Origin of the sequence: Sporofaciens musculi (genome assembly GCF_009830285.1) — a bacterium.
GTDB lineage: Bacteria > Bacillota > Clostridia > Lachnospirales > Lachnospiraceae > Sporofaciens > Sporofaciens musculi.
Window position 1 is genome coordinate 574,032 of sequence record NZ_WUQX01000001.1, and the last position, 17,535, is coordinate 591,566.

Sequence of the window (17,535 nt, forward strand, 5' to 3'; positions counted from 1 at the left end):
CCACCAGCCCAAAGGGCATGAATTACGGTGTGCCCTTGGGTATACTTTGTTCTTCAAGGGGCGATTAGCTTAAGACCTTTCTGACGATATCTTCTGTAATATTGTATTTGCTTACGATTTCGGCGGGAGAAATGCCATTCTGGGATAGTTTCAGCACTGTTTTGGTAAGTTCGATTCCCTGGTCAAGACCTTTCTTTTCACCAATAATTATACCCTTTTTTTCACCGGCGATTTTGCCACGTTCCTCCAAACGCTTTAATTCGTCGGCAAATATTTCTTCTAAAACTGGCAGCATAGTTTGATCCTCCTTTAATAGATGTTCATTTGCACGTAGGATTAGAGTGACGACTGCTTGATAATAAGGAGAGCTCCTCTTTATCTCATAATGTTCTAATAAATCTCGGACTTCTCCCTTGGGTTTCAGATTATTCCGGAGATGTGACAGCCAGTAGTTTTGTTCGGGGGATAATCTGCTTGTAACCAATAATTGCATTTTGAAAAATGTTCCTTCTAAATAATAGATACCAGATTCTTTCTTTGTGATGATTATATCCTTGGCTGTTGTCAGATGTTTTAACAATTTTCTCGGATAATGATAGCATACGTATGTAATGGTTATTTCATCTGGATTAATCTCATACTCCCTTTCTGTATCGGACTGAAAGAAGCAGGCATATCCATAAGCCTTATAAAAATGATTGATGCTCAAAGAAACACCGGGAGGTTTATATTCTATGATGTTATAGGTTCGGAAGATCTGTCCGATATTTTTTCGGAGCTGTATATCAGGCTTCTTTTTAATGATGAGAATGTCCATTCGCATAGGTTGTTTTCCAAGGGGAAATTCATCATGAAAGTGAAGGTGCTCCAGTTCATCCTCAAATTCAATGTGCAGTACGGCGCTAAATGCAGGGTGCCACTGTAAGCTCCCATCCTGCGTATTCATAGACTGTCTGTTCCTCCTTTCAGTATAATATAAGAGACATTATTGTTGCAATAAAAAACAGGTAAAATGTCAGAAAATTGACACATAAGGAATTATCCAAGGATAATCTATACTTAGATATATTTCTGGATTTCTAAAAGGTATGCCTGACGAAACAGGCAAAGATATTAAATTAACTATACAAAAAGAACCATTTAAAATCAATCTTTTTCCTTCGACAAGAATTGACAAAATGTAGTTATAAAAGCTAGTAGAGGCTTAAAATAGCACATATCTCCATTTTACGCATATGATAGAATATATACTTATCTTAGGAGTGGAGATTCCATGGACAATCGATTACCTTTTTATATGACACATCCAATGCCGTTACTGTATGATGATGAAAGAGTTATGAGAAGGGACTTAGACTACATGAAAAGCATTTACCCCAATGCCGCAAAACGTCTGCTTCCATACGTGGAGGAAGAATGTGACCGTATGGAATATGATGGTAGCATGATGTATGATGAATATCCAGATCAGCTTCAACTTCGGATGATGTGCAGGAGAATCTATGACCGTATGGCAGAAGAAGAAGGAGAGACAGGAGACTGGCTGATGGAGTTGATTCAGGTAATGACTTACCATGAGCTGTGCCAGAGAAGATGCGAGTATAGAAATTGTAGGAGAAGATTTTACTAAATTATCTTCTGGGCATTTGCTGAAAATATACAAGGGGTGGACGAAATGAAGAAGATATGTTAGAATATTGACCGTGTATATGAAGATACATTAGAAAAGGGAGGACGGCGGATGGATAATCTTATATTCATTGGCATGCCTGCGGTTGGAAAAAGTACAGTAGGGGTTATTGTAGCAAAACAACTGGGATATGATTTTATAGATACAGACCTGTTAATACAAGAGGAAGAAGGCAAATTATTAAAAGATATCATTAAAGAAAGAGGCATTGAGGGGTTTCTGGATGTGGAGGACCGTGTGAACGCGAAGATAGCCGCGAGAAGGACGGTAATCTCGCCGGGAGGAAGCGTGGTCTATTGTGAAAATGCCATGAAACATTACAAAGAGATTGGGAAAGTAGTATATTTACAGGCTTCCTTTGAAACAATAAATAAGAGATTAAGCGATGCCAAAAACAGAGGCGTTGTGTTAAAGCCGAATCAGACTCTGCGAGCTCTTTATGACGAGAGAGTCCGGCTATTTGAAAAATATGCAGATATTACCATCTGTGAAGACGGGCAGTCTCTGGAGGATACGGTGGATTCTGTTCTTGGCTCTGTAGCCATTTCGTTATAAATATTACGAATAAGTTACATGTTTATTAAAAAATATTTTACAAATCCGAAATCTGTGGTATAATAAGCACGCAGGCTATATGTACTTAAGGATAAATCAGAGAGAAAAACCAGAGTTTTCCGAGTTTAATATATGTAAGAATACGGATAATAAAGTATAGATGAAAGATGAGAGTAATAAATTTTAGACATTGAGGTGCAGCACATGGAACAATATATCATAAAAGGAGGCCATCCCCTTGTAGGAGAAGTGGAGATTGGGGGAGCAAAGAATGCCGCACTTGCGATTCTTGCCGCGTCAATTATGACAGATGATACGGTGTTAGTTGATAATCTTCCGGATGTGAATGATATCAATGTATTATTGGATGCAATTACAGGAATCGGTGCGAGTGTCCGCAGGGTTGACCGTCATACGGTGAAGATCAACGGGAAGAATATTAACAGTGTTGACATAGAGTACGATTATATTAAGAAGATACGTGCGTCATATTACCTGCTGGGCGCACTCCTTGGTAAGTATAAACATGCGGAGGTGGCCCTTCCGGGTGGATGCAATATCGGAAGCAGACCGATTGACCAGCATCTCAAGGGCTTTCGCGCTCTGGGTGCGGATGTAGAGATTGAGCACGGGAAGATTATTGCGGAAGCAGACCGCCTGGTGGGAAAACATATTTATTTTGACGTAGTCAGTGTCGGTGCCACAATCAATGTCATGATGGCGGCGACCATGGCGGAAGGTCTAACGATTATGGAGAATGTGGCGAAGGAGCCCCATGTAGTTGACGTTGCGAACTTCCTGAACAGTATGGGGGCTAATATTCGAGGCGCGGGAACAGATGTGATTAAAATACGGGGCGTTCAGCATTTGCATCGTACAGAATATTCTGTAATTCCGGATCAGATTGAAGCAGGGACATTTATGTTTGCGGCGGCGGCGACCAGAGGGGACGTCACAGTCTTGAATGTGATTCCGAAGCATCTGGAGGCGACGATTGCGAAGCTTCTGGAGATTGGGTGCGAGGTGGAGGAGTTTGACGACGCAGTACGTGTGGTTTCCAAGGGAGATCTGACCAGTACACATGTTAAAACACTTCCATATCCAGGATTTCCGACGGATATGCAGCCTCAGATCGGAGTTACTTTGGCTCTGTGCAGAGGGACAAGTACGATTACAGAGAGTATTTTTGAGAATCGTTTTAAATATTTGGATGAGCTGGCAAGAATGGGAGCGTGTATTAAAGTAGAGGGTAACTCTGCAACGATTGAAGGGATTAAGCGCTTCTCCGGAGCCAGAGTGAGTGCACCAGATCTTCGGGCGGGCGCGGCTCTTTGTATTGCCGGTCTTGCAACAGATGGGATTACGATTGTAGATGATATTGTGTATATCCAGAGGGGATATGAGAGATTTGATGAGAAGCTTCGGGGAATTGGAGCGATTATTGAGAAGGTTGGCTCAGAGAAAGAGGCTCAGAAATTTCGATTAAAAATAGGATAGAGACAGAGAAGAAAACGATACATTTTGAGAGAGGTGTATCGTTTTTTGATTGCTTTCTGATATAAAGAAAGATAAAATAAAGGATGTGATAAGCGGTTAGTGAGTTTGAAGATTTGGGGAAAAGGAGTGGAGAAATGAAGCTTGTTAAGTCTGTAATATGGATATTGGCGGCCACAGCTTTATGCATGGGCTGTGGTAAAGAGAATGTGGTCAAGTCTGTTGAGGATAAGAAAGAAGTTCAAAAGGAAGCAAAGCAGGAGGAAGAAGTGGCTTGGGAAGACGGAGATAAGGAGGAGGCACAGAACGGCGAGGGCGATGTGTTGGGGGAAAAGGACGAGGCGGAAGGGCAGTTGGAGGGGGAAATAACTTCCGAAGGCGAGGCAGCCGAAGAAGAACAGGAAAAGGATAAAAACGGATATCTGATTGCCATTGATGCGGGACACCAGATTCGGGGGAACAGCGGGCAAGAACCAATCGGTCCAGGTGCGGCAGAGACCAAGCCTAAGGTTGCAGGAGGAACCAGCGGTGTTGCAACAGGGCTTCCTGAGTATGAGCTGACTTTACAGGTTTCGTTGAAATTGCGTGATGAGCTTATAAAAAGGGGATATGAAGTTCTGATGATTCGTGAGACGAATGAGGTGGATATCTCCAATGCAGAACGGGCGCAGATAGCCAATAATGCAGGGGCGGATGCATTTGTCCGTATTCATGCCAACGGGGCAGAGGACGGAAGCGCAAATGGGATGATGACTATCTGTCAGACGTCAGGAAATCCGTATAACGGGGGAATTTACGCCCAGAGCAGGGCCTTAGCGGACTGTGTGTTAAATTGTACGGTTGCGGCCACAGGGGCGCGCTATGAGCGTGTGTGGGAGACAGATACCATGAGTGGGATTAACTGGGCGCAGATTCCGACCACGATTCTGGAGATGGGGTATATGACGAATCCTCAGGAGGATCAGTTGATGGCGTCGGAGGAGTATCAGGTTAAGCTTGTGTCGGGGATTGCGGATGGGATTGAGCAGTATTTGATGTGGTGATAAATATATGATGAAGGATAAAGGCAGTTGTCACAGTTTTTGGTGGTAGCTGTCTTTTATGTTTTAAATTATTTATTGCAAATGAATACGATATAACGTATAATAAAAACGTTAATAAAAACTAAATGTGAGATTAAAAAAGGAGTGTGTCACGAATGAAAAGGAGATTAGCAGCCGCATTTTTAGCAATGGCGTTCGTATTTTCGGGCAGTACAATGGCATGGGCGGTTGAGGGGGAAGAAAATGCTGCGGCGGATACATTAGATAATGTATCCAGAGGAGACGACAATGTACTGCCGGAACCTATTGTGCCGGTAGAAACAACGCAGAAGGGTACTGTACCTGCCGCAGCTACTGAGAGTAAAAAGACACAAAATGGTGAGGGTGTTACAGAAGAAGCAGACACAGATGAGAATACGATTAATGAGGGAGAGAAAGCGGTAGATTCAGAGACGGTTTCAGGAACGCTTAACAGTGGGGGAACATGGGCGTTGAAGGATGGAGTGCTGACCATTTCTGGTGATGGGGCAATAAGCTGGGGTTATGGAGAAGGATGGTATAATAAAGATATAATGAAGATCATTGTTGGAGAAGGAGTAACAGAGATAGGCCCCTATGCGTTTACGGGATGTTCAGGAATGACAGAGATTTCATTGCCAGAGGGTATAACAGAGATAGGGGAGCATGCTTTTTTTGGATGTTCAGGAATGACAGAGATTTCATTGCCAGAGGGTATAACAGAGATAGGTCCCTATGCGTTTGAGAATTGTACAAGTTTAACAGAAATTTCTATTCCAAGGCAAGTAAAACGCATAAGCGCATATTCATTCTGCTCCTGCGAAGCACTTACAAGTGTGGATATTCCCGATGGCGTGGGAGCGATTGAATATGGAGCATTTAAAAAATGTAAAAGCCTGTCGGAAATAACGATTCCCAAAAGTGTAAATGAATTAGGTCACGGTGTATTTGCGGAGTGTAAGGGTCTTGATAAGGTTACCTTTGAGGGGGATGCGCCTTATTTTACGTATGATCCCCTTGTAAAAGAAGCACCTTTCCATAATGTAAGAGCATCCGCATATCGTCCGGAAGGGAACAAAACCTGGACAAACGAGATTATGCGTTCAATGGGAACAGGTCTTGTGTGGGTGTCAGAGAAAACCACACCCCTTAAAATTGTACCGGAAGCAACCGACTTTACTTACGTAATTGGCAGTTCCGGCGGCGTGACTATCAAATGTACCGGAGAATTGAAGGATTTTGTAAACGTATATATGGATGGTGTGGAAGTAGATAAGAGTAATTATACATTACGTGAAGGTTCTACAATCTTAACCTTCGCAACAAAATACCTGGATACCCTTTCCGTTGGAAAACATACTGTTACACTAAATTATACATACGGTTCGATTGATACGGAATTGACTGTGCTTGCGTCCGGAGACGGAAACAGCGGGACAGCAGGAACAACCGGCGCAGTAGGAACATCTAGCACTGGAAATACAATCGGCGCATCCAATCTTACGAAGGGTTCGTCTCCGAAGACAGGCGATGAGGCCTCCTTTTTGCTGTGGGTATTAGCGGCAATGTGTTCTTTGGGCATAGGCGCGGCAGTCCTTAGAAGAAAACGTTCTATTTAATGGAATAGGATATGCCATTTGAGCTGTCGCTGTTGGAGAAGGTCTGACAGCGGCAGATTTTATTGTTGCAAATCAATACGATATAACGTATAATAAAAACGTTAATAAAAACTAAAATGGATATAAAAAAGGAGTGTGTCACGAATGAAAAGGAGATTGGCGGCCGCATTTTTAGCAATGACGCTTGTACTTTCGGGCAGTACATTGGCATGGGCGGCTGAGGGGGAAGAAGATACTTCGTCAGATGTTTTAGAGAATGTGTCAGGGGGAGAGGGCGATGTAGTAGCAGATTCTGTAAAGTCCGTGTTACCTGGTGTTGAAGTAGAGGGGATTGAGGATGACAACACAGAGAATAGTGAGGCTGTTTCAGAAGAAACGGATACAGTTGAGAAGACGCTTAAAGAGGGTGAGAAACCGGCAGATTCGGGAACGATTTCAGGGACGCTTGATAATGGAATAACATGGGAATTGACGGATGGAGTGCTGACCATTTCAGGGAATGGAGCAATAACTAACGTTGGATGGAATAATAAAGATATAAGAAAGGTCATTGTTGGAGAAGGAGTAACAGAGATAGGGGCCTTTATATTTTACGATTGCGAAGGACTTACAAGCGTGGATATTTCCGATAGCGTGACAAAGATAGGAGACAGCGCATTTAGTAGTTGTGTGAGTTTAAAAGAGATTGCTATACCAAGCGGAGTGACAGAGATAGGGGATGGTGCATTTTACGGGTGCTTAGGACTTATAAGAGTGGATATTCCTAATAGCGTGACAAAGATAGGAGACAGCGCGTTTCAAGAGTGTATGAGTTTAAAAGAGATTGTTATACCGAGTGGGGTAACAGAGATAGGGTCATCTCTGTTTTTCGCATGTAACGGACTTACAAGAGTGGATATTCCCGATCGTGTGACAAAGATAGGAGAAAGTGCATTTAATAGTTGTGTGAGTTTAAAAGAGATTGTTATACCGAACGGAGTAACAGAGATAGAAGACTATGCATTTAGTGGTTGTATGAGTTTAAAAAAGATTGCTATACCAAGCGGAGTGACAAGTATAGGTCTATATGTATTTCATAAGTGCTTTGAACTCACAAGTGTGGATATTCCCAATAGCGTAACAAAGATTGAATATAGAGCATTTGCAGACTGCACAAGTTTGGCGGAAATAACCCTTCCTAAAAGTGTAAAGAGTATCGGTCACAGTGCATTTGCAGAGTGTAAAGGTCTTAATAAGGTTACTTTTGAAGGGAATGCGCCTGAGATTATAAAAGACAGCTACAAAGGAGATCCTTTCCATAATGTAAGAGCATCCGCATATTGTCCGGAAGGGAACAAAACCTGGACAAACGAGATTATGCGCTCAATGGGAACAGGTCTTGTGTGGGTGTCAGAAAAAACCACACCCCTTAAAATTGTACCGGAAGCAACCGACTTTACTTACGTAATTGGCAGTTCCGGCGGTGTGACTATCAAATGTACCGGAGAATTGAAGGATTTTGTAAATGTCTATATGGATGGCGTGGAAGTAGATCAGAGTAATTATACATTACGCGAAGGGTCTACAATCTTAACATTCGCAACAAAGTACTTGGATACCCTTTCCGTTGGAAAACATACTGTCACACTAAATTATACATACGGTTCGATTGATACGGAATTGACTGTACTTGCGCCCGGAGAGGGAAACGGCGGGGCAGCAGGAACAACCGGCGCAGCGGGAACATCTGGCGCTGGAAATACGTCAGGCGCGTCCAGTCTTACGAAAGGTTCGTCTCCAAAGACGGGCGACGAGACATCCCTTTTGATGTGGGTATTAGCGGCAATGTGTTCTTTAGGCGCTAGCGCGGCAGTCATTAGAAAAAAACGTTCTGCTTAATTGAATAGGATATGCCATTTGAGCTGTCGCTGTTGGAGAATGTCTGACAGCGGCAGATTTTATTTAAGAAAGGAAGGTTGATATGGCAAAAGACAAACAGAACCTTTTATACTATTTTCTGGCTTCAACGCTGATTCTGGCAGGTGTGGGAGGCGGCGGTTATTTTTGTTGTGTATCCATTTTAATGTCAGTCATGTTGATGTCAGTCATTGTTTATATATTGGAAAAATCTGGCTCATTTTTTATTGCCTATGACATAAATCTGGCGGCTGTGGCGAGTTTGGCGGCAGGATACTTCCTGACCAGCCTTTGGGCAGTTGATTCATGGATGGCGCTCACAGGCGGTATCAAATTTCTGCCGGTTTTTTTATTTTTCTTCCTCATATGTCAGTCGTTGGAGAGCAGAGAAAAGCTGATTCGCCTGCTTCCCCTATTGGGAAGCCTTATGACATTGTTTTCTTTTGTAATGATGCAGTTTACTGTATTCCAAATGTATGTGTCTGTTGCAGGAAGGCTGGCGGGGTTTTTCCAATATCCGAATACCTATGCAATATTTATGTTAGTCTGTATGGTTACGGCGGTTTATATGCTTGATTTGAAAAAGATAGATTGGATGTGTGCTGTTCATATATTTGCCGCTTTAGCGGGAATTTATCTGAGCGGCAGCCGTACAGTTTTAGTTTTGGCGGTATTTGCCATCCTTCTGATATTGGGATCAAGAAGGGAGCTTTTAAAATACGGAATAATTGGTTTAGGACTAATCATTGCGCTGGCGGTAATTTTGGCGCTTTGCGGGTATGGAGCAGGCGTATTTTCAAGATTTGTTTCCATGGCAGAGAATTCCAGTACCTTTTGGGGAAGACTTTTGTATGCCAGAGACGCGCTGAAAATGATTGTAAAATATCCTTTGGGAATGGGGTATTATGGCTACTATTTTGTTCAGCAGGAATGGCAGACAGGCGTTTATTCCGTGGTGAACGTTCATAACGAATTAATACAGCTCATACTGGACATTGGAATAGCGCCTGCATTCTTGATGTATGGAGCCATCCTGCGCTCTGTACTGTCCAAAACGATTTCCGAGAGAAATCGGCTGATCTTGCTGCTTATTCTGCTGCACAGTCTGTTTGACTATGATTTTCAGTTTATAGTCATGTATTTTGTGCTGTTACTTTTCTTAGAACTTAGAAATGTTCAGAAGGTTCGGATATCCGTCTTATCAAAGGCGACGGCAGTAGCGGCGCTGCTTGGAGCTGTCTGGGCATTCGCGTCTGTCGGCTTGTCAGATTACTTCTATATAAAAGGCAATCCCCAAAAAGCCGTTCAGTCATATGATGGAAATACCATGGCGAAGATTGAGCTGTTGAAGGAATCCGGAAGTGCAGAGGAAATGGCTGAACTTGCAGATTCCATTCTGGAAGTCAACCGCCATGTGTCTGTCGCATACAGCGCAAAGGCGCGGGCTGCGTTTTCAGAAGGGGATGTGGAAGCCTTTATCAAGTATAAGCTTATTGCAATTCAAATGGCGCCCTATCAATATGAGGAGTATACAGATTATCTGGATTCACTGGTATATTGTACGAAGCTTTATCTCCAGGCAGATGATATGGAAAGCGCAGAATTCTGTGTAGAGCAGGCGGAGAAGATTCCTAAGATGCTAGAGGAAGTAGGAGAAAGAACCAGCAGTCTGGGATGGAGGATTAAGGACAGGCCAAAGGCTGCATTGTCCCAGAAGGACTTAGAAAGGATTGAGGAGATGAGAAGCCGCATTGAGAATGAGTAAGGATGGAGAAAAGAAAATGAAGACGCGTGAGAAAGACAGGTGGAAAAAAGGAAAATGAACATAAAACGAATGGCAGGCATAACAGGAGTGGTTCTGGCCTGTGGAATTCTTGCGGCGGTTGGACGCTCGCTGAGTAAAGAGAAGAAATGTCAAGTTCTTGACGAGGAGGGAACCATAATCGCAGAAATTATATATCAAGATCAAGCGGTTCATTATGACTGCAAGGAAGGATATGAAGCTTATGCTGATCTTGCATACAGAGAAGCGGCTGCAATCATGAAGGAACGGGAAGATGTGGAACTGTCCGAGGCATATGGGAAGCTGGCAGAAGAAGAAATGCGTATTCGGACATCTTTTCGGACAGATACGGCGGAAGGATTATTGCAGGCATGTAAGGAAGATAAGGATTCGGTATTTGGCGGGCAGGCAATGGAAAAGGCCGCTGCTGTCAGTGATACAAATGGGCATTTATTGGCATGTTACAGCCAATCCATGGCGGAGCCGTTTCGCAATTACGTTATGTATCCTACCTATGCAGGTTCTACCATAAAACCCGTTAGCGTTTATGGACCGGCAATAGAGGACCATAAAATCTGTTGGTCGTCTCTGTATCTGGATAATGCCTATTATCAGATTACAGGCGAGGACAAAGAGAAAACGGACTGGCCGGTAAATTCGTATCCATATTCCAATACCCTGTGGACGGTTCAGGAAGCATTGCAGAAATCGAATAATGCAATTGCCGTCAAGGTATTGAAGGATTATGGTGTGGAAAAGTCTTGTAAGTTTCTTCAAAATGAGTTTGAAATCGGTACAGAGGAAGAACAGAAAAGGATTCTTGAGAAGGGGGAGGACAGCGTACTTTCCAATCTTGCATTGGGATACCTGGAGGAAGGAGTTACCATGCAGGAAATGATGGGGGCATATCAGACATTCGCCAACGGAGGTCTTTACACGAAAATACATACGGTTACGGACATGGAGACAGGCGCAGGTGAAAGTTATTATCACGAAGAATCAGAAGCAAGGCAGGTGTTTGGGGCGGACACAGCTTATATTATGAATCGAATGTTGAAAACAGTTGTTGAGGAAGGCGGAACAGGAAGATCTGCAGCAGTGGAAGGGCTGGATATATGCGGGAAAACAGGAACCAGTGATGATTTTAAGGATAATTGGTTTATCGGCATGACGCCGGAATATGTCTGTGCCGTATGGTATGAGTTTCGGGGCGGGATGGCAGGAAACGAGTCGGCGTCAGTATTCCGAAAGATTATGGAGAATCTGAAGCATGATAAGGAGGCTGCGTATCCGGCGTCGGAAAATGTGGAGAAAGGGGGCTATTGTCTGAAAACAGGACTTTTGGCAAATGAATATTGTAAAGAACAAAAACAGGGATATTATAGAAAGAATAATAATTTGAATAAATGTGAATGTAATATTGCAAGATGATGTTTAATAACGTATAATAAATACGATAATACGAAATGTATCAAGTGTAAAGGAGGAAGATATGGTTACAAAATTTGAGAAGCGGGCGGTTGCCTGGCTGCTTACTGCCATGATGTGTCTGTCTGTAATATTTTCCGGCAGCACAGTTGCGTATGCGGAGGATAACGGTCCTGTGGAGACGGCAAAAGGCGAGGCTGTAAAAAAAAATACGGACGCAGAAGGCGGCGAGATCCAGACAGGAACAGAGGATGAGACGAAAATTTCCGATGCAGAGCCGCCGGAAGTGACAGAAGGAAGTCAAGAGAAGAAGGAAGATGATGAGGAAAAGACAGAGACAGAAAAAGATGCAAAAGCCGTAGAACAAGCGGAGGGTACTTTCGGGGATTACGAGTATCAGGTTTTGGACGGCGGTACTGTAGAAATCACCAAATACAGCGGAGCAGGAGGCCAAGTAGAAATTCCGGATACAATAGACGGCAAAAGTATAAGCAGTATTGGCCAGTCTGCATTTGGCAGCAATCAAGATGTGACCCAGGTGGAGCTTCCCGCTACGGTTACGGAGCTGCAGTATATGTCGTTTTATAAATGTAACAATCTGGAAAAAGTAATTATTCCGGCTGACAGCCAGTTAAAAAAGATTGGCGGCAGCGCCTTTTTTGGATGTGCTCTTACAGAGATAGATTGTTCGTCTGTACAGGAAATAGGAAACAGCGCTTTTAGAGGATGTGACGAATTAACATCTGTGACCTTGGGAGATAAGCTGACTTCTTTGGAAGGATGGGCGTTTGAAAGAACAGGTCTTCTAACGATTCAGATACCGCAGAGCCTTTCTGTCATTGAGAGCGGGGTGTTCAGAAACTGCGGGAATTTAAAAGAAGTGATATTGCCTGACAGTACCGTCAGCATTGGCGACTATGCTTTTGAATATTGCAGGAGCCTGAAAGGAATCACGTTACCAAGCAGTCTTGTAAGTATCGGAGAGGGAGCTTTTTACTTCAGCGGTCTTGAAAAAATTGAGATACCGGAGTCGGTCACGAGCATTGGAGATTACGGATTCTGGGGCTGCCAGAATCTAAGTTCTGTGACAGTTGGAAATAAACTGGCATATATATCGGATTTTGCATTTGGATATTGTAATCTGACGGCGGTGACCTTTGGAGATAATATTAAAAAAATCGGTGAGAGCGCCTATGCTTTAAATGTGAATTTAAGTGAGATCGATATCCCTAAAAACATAACAGAAATGGAATATGGCGCCTTTAGAAACTGTACTGCGCTGAGTAAAGTGAATATTCCCGATACTCTTGATAAGATAGGCGGATTTGCATTGTATGAAACAGCATGGTACAACAGCCAGGCGGACGGTATTGTATACGCCGGAAACGTACTCTACGACTATAAAGGAGATATGCCCTCTGATACAGTGATAGAAGCGAAAAACGGAACTCTTGGAATCGCTGGATATGCATTTTACGGCGATAAGAATCTAAAGGAAATCAAAATACCGGAAACAGTAACCAATATCGGAGACTTTGCCTTCCACGACTGTGTGTCCATGACTTCCATCGTGATTCCGGACAGCGTGACAGAAATCGGGGAAAAAGCGTTAGGCTATAAGACAAAGGAAGCGGCGCAGGCAGTAAGAAATGCCCGTGTGGCAGGCGATAGTAGTGAAAAGATGTCAGATTTTACGATTTACGGAGCGTCAGGTTCTGCAGCGCAGACTTATGCCAGGGAGAACAGCTTTTCATTTGTTGCGCAGGAAACAGACAATCCTGCGCCAGAGGGACTTAGAATCGTGCCGGAGGTAACGGACAATACATACATCATCGGCAGCGGCGATGGAGTAACGATTACCTGTACAGGAGATTTGAAGGATTTCGTTAATGTAATGATGGACGGCCAAGTAGTGGATAAAAGTAATTATACGCTGAGAGAAGGTTCAACCATTCTGACCTTTACCACAAAATATCTGGATACGCTTTCTGTGGGAAAGCATAGAGTCACGCTGAATTATACCTATGCTTCTGTTGATACAGAGCTGACCGTATTGGCGAAAGGCTCAAACACAGGAACAAATGGTACAGCAGGAAGCAACACGACAGGAAAAGGGACTGCTAACGGAACAGCGAATGGAACAAATGGTTCAAAGGCTTTGGTTTCTCCAAAGACAGGAGATCAGGCGTCCATCATATTGTGGGTACTGGCGGCTATGTTTGCGGCAGGTATTGGAGTAACGGTCATTTTAAGAAAGCGTTCTGCACAATAAAAAAATATTAGAAAAACTGTCGTTGTAAAAGAGCGTTAGTTCTTTACAACGGCAGTTTTAATTTAGAAGAAAAGATTGCGAAATTTGAAATAATATCGTATAATATTAACGATAATAAATAGTAATAAGCAGAAAAGGATTTGATATAAACTATGAGCTGGCTGACAAATGAAGTCTTATTTTACGGAGGAATCGTTATTGCCGCATGTTCAGTGATAGCAGGAGCCATATATTTTACGGTTTCTCACATCAAATGGATTCACATGAATGTGCAAATGGACGAAGAATACGGAAAAAGAGAAAAATAGCAGGAGACAGGTAATATGTCACAGATGGATTCAACATACAAGATTATAAGAAAACTTGGCTCAGGAAGCGGAGGCAATGTCTACCTTGCCGAGCATCTCCGGCTAAATAAAAAGGTGGTATTAAAGGCATACAAAAGCAGGATTACTGCCAGTCAGGAGTTGGTGCGCCGAGAGGTTGATATCCTGAAGGAATTAAGCCATCCCCACATTCCAAGAGTCTATGATTTTTTCATAGAAGATGGAAATATTTATACTGCTATGGATTTTATAGAGGGGGAGAGTCTTGATAAAGCATTAAAAAGAGGAGAAGTATTTTCCCAGGCACAGATTATCCGATGGGCGATTCAGCTTTTAGATGCGCTTGCTTATTTACATACTCCCATACACGGCGAGCCGCCCAAAGGATATGTTCACAGCGATATCAAGCCGGCGAATCTTATGCGAACTCCCAATGGTGATATTTGTCTGATTGATTTTAATATTTCCGGAGCATTAGGAGAAAAAAACGTGATTGGCTTCAGCGCCGGATATGCATCCCCAGAGCATTATGGACAAGATTTTTCTTCGGCGTATGCAGGAGATGACCTGACACAGACCATGCCTGCAGAAGAAGAAACTGATTTGACGCAGACTATGCTTTCAGAAGAAGAAACTGACCTGACGCAGACCATGCTTTCAGAAGGAGGTTTGACAGCGACTGAGGATACCGAGGCATTGACGATGGCAGGAGAATTCGATGGGAGTTTATCAGGTGCTCCATCAGGCACGCCAGGATATTATCATTCTGCGGGTATATCCGAAAGGCGGCTCATAACTCCGGATGTCCGTTCAGATATCTATAGCGTTGGTGCAACATTATACCATCTGCTCAGCGGGAAACGTCCAAAGAAAAATGCAACAGAAGTTGAACGGCTATCCGAAGAACACTTTAACCCTCAGATTGTGAGAATCATCTCAAAGGCGATGAATCCCAACCGTGACCTGCGTTATCAGACAGCCCAGGAAATGAAACGGGATTTCCTGAATCTTCGGGAAAATGACCCGCGTATTCGTCGGTGGAAAAGACGGCGACGTGCAGCCGCGATTCTGTTTCCCACGTTTTTTGTAATAGGCGGGCTTTTGGCTTTTATAGGATTAAAGCGAATACAGATGATGGAGAACTGGCTGAAACGTACAGAATATTCACAGGCGGCGTTAGAAAGAGGAGATGTGGAGGAAGCGTTGGAGGACGCCCTCCAAGTAATATCTGAATCCTCGGAGCAATGGCTGCCACAGTATGTCCCTGGGATACAGAAGGTTCTCACAGAGTCATTAGGGGTATACGATCTGTCAGACAGTTATAAAATATATAGAACCATAGAACTGCCTTCCTCCCCAATCTATATGGAGATATCTCCGACTGGAAAAACAGGAGCCGCGTTATGCGGACAGACGGTCGTAGTCTTTGATACAGAAAATACAGAGATACTTGCAGAACTTCCCACGGATTCCTCACCCATATCACAGATAAAATACTTGAATAACGATACTTTGATATATGCGGGGAATAGCGGTATGACAGCCTATGATATCAAGGCGGGCCGCGACTTGTGGAAGGGAGATAAGGCCACGGCGATAAGTGTTTCCGCAGACGGGAAATGTGTTGCCGGAATTTTCGACGGAGATTCGTCTGCCACAGTATATGACGCTGAGACGGGAGAGGTGAAGCAGAGAATTGATTTTGGAGGGAGATGCCAGAATATTGGTATCAAAGACAATCTTTTTGCCCTGAATCACGATGGAGCTTTGCTGGGTGTAAGCTTTGAGGACGGTTCACTTCAGATATTTAGTCTGAAAGGGCCTGAGAATGACCTGGTTATCTACGGGAAAGATTCTGGGTACACACACTTTGAGGGTGGATTTTCAGAAAAATATTTTGCATTTCTGGCAGCAGGCAAGGAGAAATCCGTGTTTGCTGTAATTGATACTGAGAAAGGGGAAGAAGCAGGAGGATTCCGTTCGGAAAATGCCTTTGGCTTACAGGCAGATGGAAGCGGCGTCTATGTTCAGTCAGAAAATATTTTGGTAAAAATTAATCCAGTTACAGGAGAGCAGATTCCAGTAGTGACTATGGGTGAAGATATTCTGCGTTTTGTCGTAAGTGGGGAGGATACGGTTGTAACATCAGATAAGGAGATAACTTTTTTTGATAAAAATGCCCGTCAGACCTCCTGTTACAAGAAAGAATATCAAAGCGATTTAGTGTGTATGGCTAATGGAACAGCAGTAATTGGAAGCATGGACAGACCCATACTTCGTATCATGCAGTATGAAGAAAATCCAAAAGCAGAGAGGTTTACTTATGACCCAGAGTATGACCACAGGGAGGCTAGAGTAAGTTCGGATGGTGAGACGGTTATGTTGTTTTCTTACCAGAATTTCCGTATCTATGACCGCGAGGGAACGGTGCTCAAGGAGGTAATGCTCCCAGATTCCAAGCATGTTCTGGATCAGCAATTTATCAGAGAGGATGGAATGTCTTATTTGGAAGTCACATATGATAATGGTAAGGCAGACATCTATTCGGCTAAGGATGGCGCTTTGCTTCGGGAGGAATCCGCAGAAATGTCGGCAGAGAATTTGGATGAGGAGTTCCTGGTGGATAATTTGCGGATTGAGTCGCCTCTGCATGGAACGCCGACGGTATATGATGTGAAAACGGGAAAGGAACTTGCCCGTTTAAAAAAAGACACCTATCTTACCTATGTGGAAAAAGCAGGGGATTATATCGTAGCACAGTATATCACGGCGGACGGATATCGGTCAGGCCAACTGCTTAATAAGAAATGTGAAGTGCTGGCAGAGCTGCCCCATCTGTGCGACGTAATAGGAGATAAGTTAATTTTTGATTATCCGTCAGGAAGTGTACGGGAATCGGGGATTTATAATGTGGATGAGCTGATTCGTATGGCAAATGAGTTTCGTTAGAGAATAACCAGGCAGGACAGCACGTTTTTGAGGCTGTCGCCGCCTGGCTTTACAGAAACTAAGAATCAAAAACATGGGAGTCCTTAGCATTTAGAGTTTATATCAGTTTCAGAAAATGCAGTAACGCTTCATATTGCTGCGGACTCAGCTTTGCGGCGTGATGCAGCAGTTGCCGCTGCTGCTCACTAATAAGAATCACATTATCACCATCTTCGAGGAAAAATTGAGATAATGTGATTCCAAACGCATCGCATATTTTCATGAGAGAAGGAATAGTGGGAAGCATATGTTTACGGTACCATGAAGAAATTGTTGACTGTGTCAGTCCGGATTTTTCAGCCAATTGATATTCTGTCCAATTGCGTTCCATGCGGAACTGAGTAATTTTATCTAATATATCCATAGTTAGCCATCACCTCCAGAAATGAATATATATATTTGAATTATACGGGAATTAATATT

General features: G+C 43.3%; 13 protein-coding genes. 11 read left to right on the forward strand and 2 right to left on the reverse strand.

Going from position 1 to position 17,535, the window contains the following annotated elements:
- Nucleotides 1–64: 64 nt before the first annotated feature.
- Nucleotides 65–946, reverse strand: a complete 882-nt coding sequence (locus GN277_RS02895; protein WP_159749679.1) for a 3-isopropylmalate dehydrogenase — start codon at nt 944–946, stop codon at nt 65–67.
- Between the two features lie 327 nt (nt 947–1,273).
- On the opposite strand from GN277_RS02895, the gene GN277_RS02900 reads away from it, so the two are divergent.
- The 11 genes from GN277_RS02900 to GN277_RS02950 all read left to right on the forward strand — a co-directional run bounded on the left by GN277_RS02900 (nt 1,274) and on the right by GN277_RS02950 (nt 17,073).
- Entirely contained in the window at nt 1,274–1,630 is a 357-nt protein-coding gene (locus tag GN277_RS02900) for a hypothetical protein (RefSeq protein ID WP_159749681.1), read from the forward strand.
- Between the two features lie 111 nt (nt 1,631–1,741).
- A complete protein-coding gene (locus tag GN277_RS02905) occupies nt 1,742–2,245 on the forward strand; it encodes a shikimate kinase (RefSeq protein ID WP_159749683.1) in 504 nt (167 codons plus the stop codon).
- Nucleotides 2,246–2,449: 204 nt separating this feature from the next.
- Entirely contained in the window at nt 2,450–3,742 is a 1,293-nt protein-coding gene (locus GN277_RS02910) for a UDP-N-acetylglucosamine 1-carboxyvinyltransferase (RefSeq protein ID WP_159749685.1), read from the forward strand.
- 134 nt (nt 3,743–3,876) lie between these two features.
- Nucleotides 3,877–4,782 (forward strand): N-acetylmuramoyl-L-alanine amidase family protein, encoded by a 906-nt coding sequence (locus GN277_RS02915; RefSeq protein ID WP_244324568.1) that lies wholly within the window; start codon nt 3,877–3,879, stop codon nt 4,780–4,782.
- 155 nt (nt 4,783–4,937) lie between these two features.
- Nucleotides 4,938–6,419, forward strand: coding sequence for a leucine-rich repeat domain-containing protein (locus GN277_RS02920; protein ID WP_159749687.1), 1,482 nt, complete (start codon nt 4,938–4,940; stop codon nt 6,417–6,419).
- Between the two features lie 144 nt (nt 6,420–6,563).
- On the forward strand, nt 6,564–8,297 hold the full coding sequence (locus tag GN277_RS02925; RefSeq protein WP_159749689.1) for a leucine-rich repeat domain-containing protein: 1,734 nt from the start codon (nt 6,564–6,566) through the stop codon (nt 8,295–8,297).
- An 82-nt stretch (nt 8,298–8,379) separates the two neighbouring features.
- Nucleotides 8,380–10,080: an O-antigen ligase family protein gene (locus GN277_RS02930; RefSeq protein WP_159749691.1), complete on the forward strand. Its 1,701-nt coding sequence runs from the start codon at nt 8,380–8,382 to the stop codon at nt 10,078–10,080.
- Nucleotides 10,081–10,134: 54 nt separating this feature from the next.
- On the forward strand, nt 10,135–11,529 hold the full coding sequence (locus GN277_RS02935) for a penicillin-binding transpeptidase domain-containing protein (protein WP_159749693.1): 1,395 nt from the start codon (nt 10,135–10,137) through the stop codon (nt 11,527–11,529).
- A 61-nt stretch (nt 11,530–11,590) separates the two neighbouring features.
- Nucleotides 11,591–13,798 carry a leucine-rich repeat domain-containing protein gene (locus tag GN277_RS02940; protein ID WP_159749695.1) on the forward strand — a complete coding sequence of 736 codons (2,208 nt, stop codon included), beginning with the start codon at nt 11,591–11,593 and terminating at the stop codon, nt 13,796–13,798.
- Between the two features lie 152 nt (nt 13,799–13,950).
- Entirely contained in the window at nt 13,951–14,106 is a 156-nt protein-coding gene (locus tag GN277_RS02945) for a hypothetical protein (protein ID WP_159749697.1), read from the forward strand.
- A gap of 15 nt (nt 14,107–14,121) precedes the next feature.
- Nucleotides 14,122–17,073 carry a WD40 repeat domain-containing serine/threonine protein kinase gene (locus GN277_RS02950; RefSeq protein ID WP_159749699.1) on the forward strand — a complete coding sequence of 984 codons (2,952 nt, stop codon included), beginning with the start codon at nt 14,122–14,124 and terminating at the stop codon, nt 17,071–17,073.
- Nucleotides 17,074–17,170: 97 nt separating this feature from the next.
- Here the strand turns inward: GN277_RS02950 and GN277_RS02955 are convergent, their stop codons facing one another.
- On the reverse strand, nt 17,171–17,476 hold the full coding sequence (locus GN277_RS02955) for a helix-turn-helix domain-containing protein (protein WP_159749701.1): 306 nt from the start codon (nt 17,474–17,476) through the stop codon (nt 17,171–17,173).
- Nucleotides 17,477–17,535 lie beyond the last annotated feature (59 nt).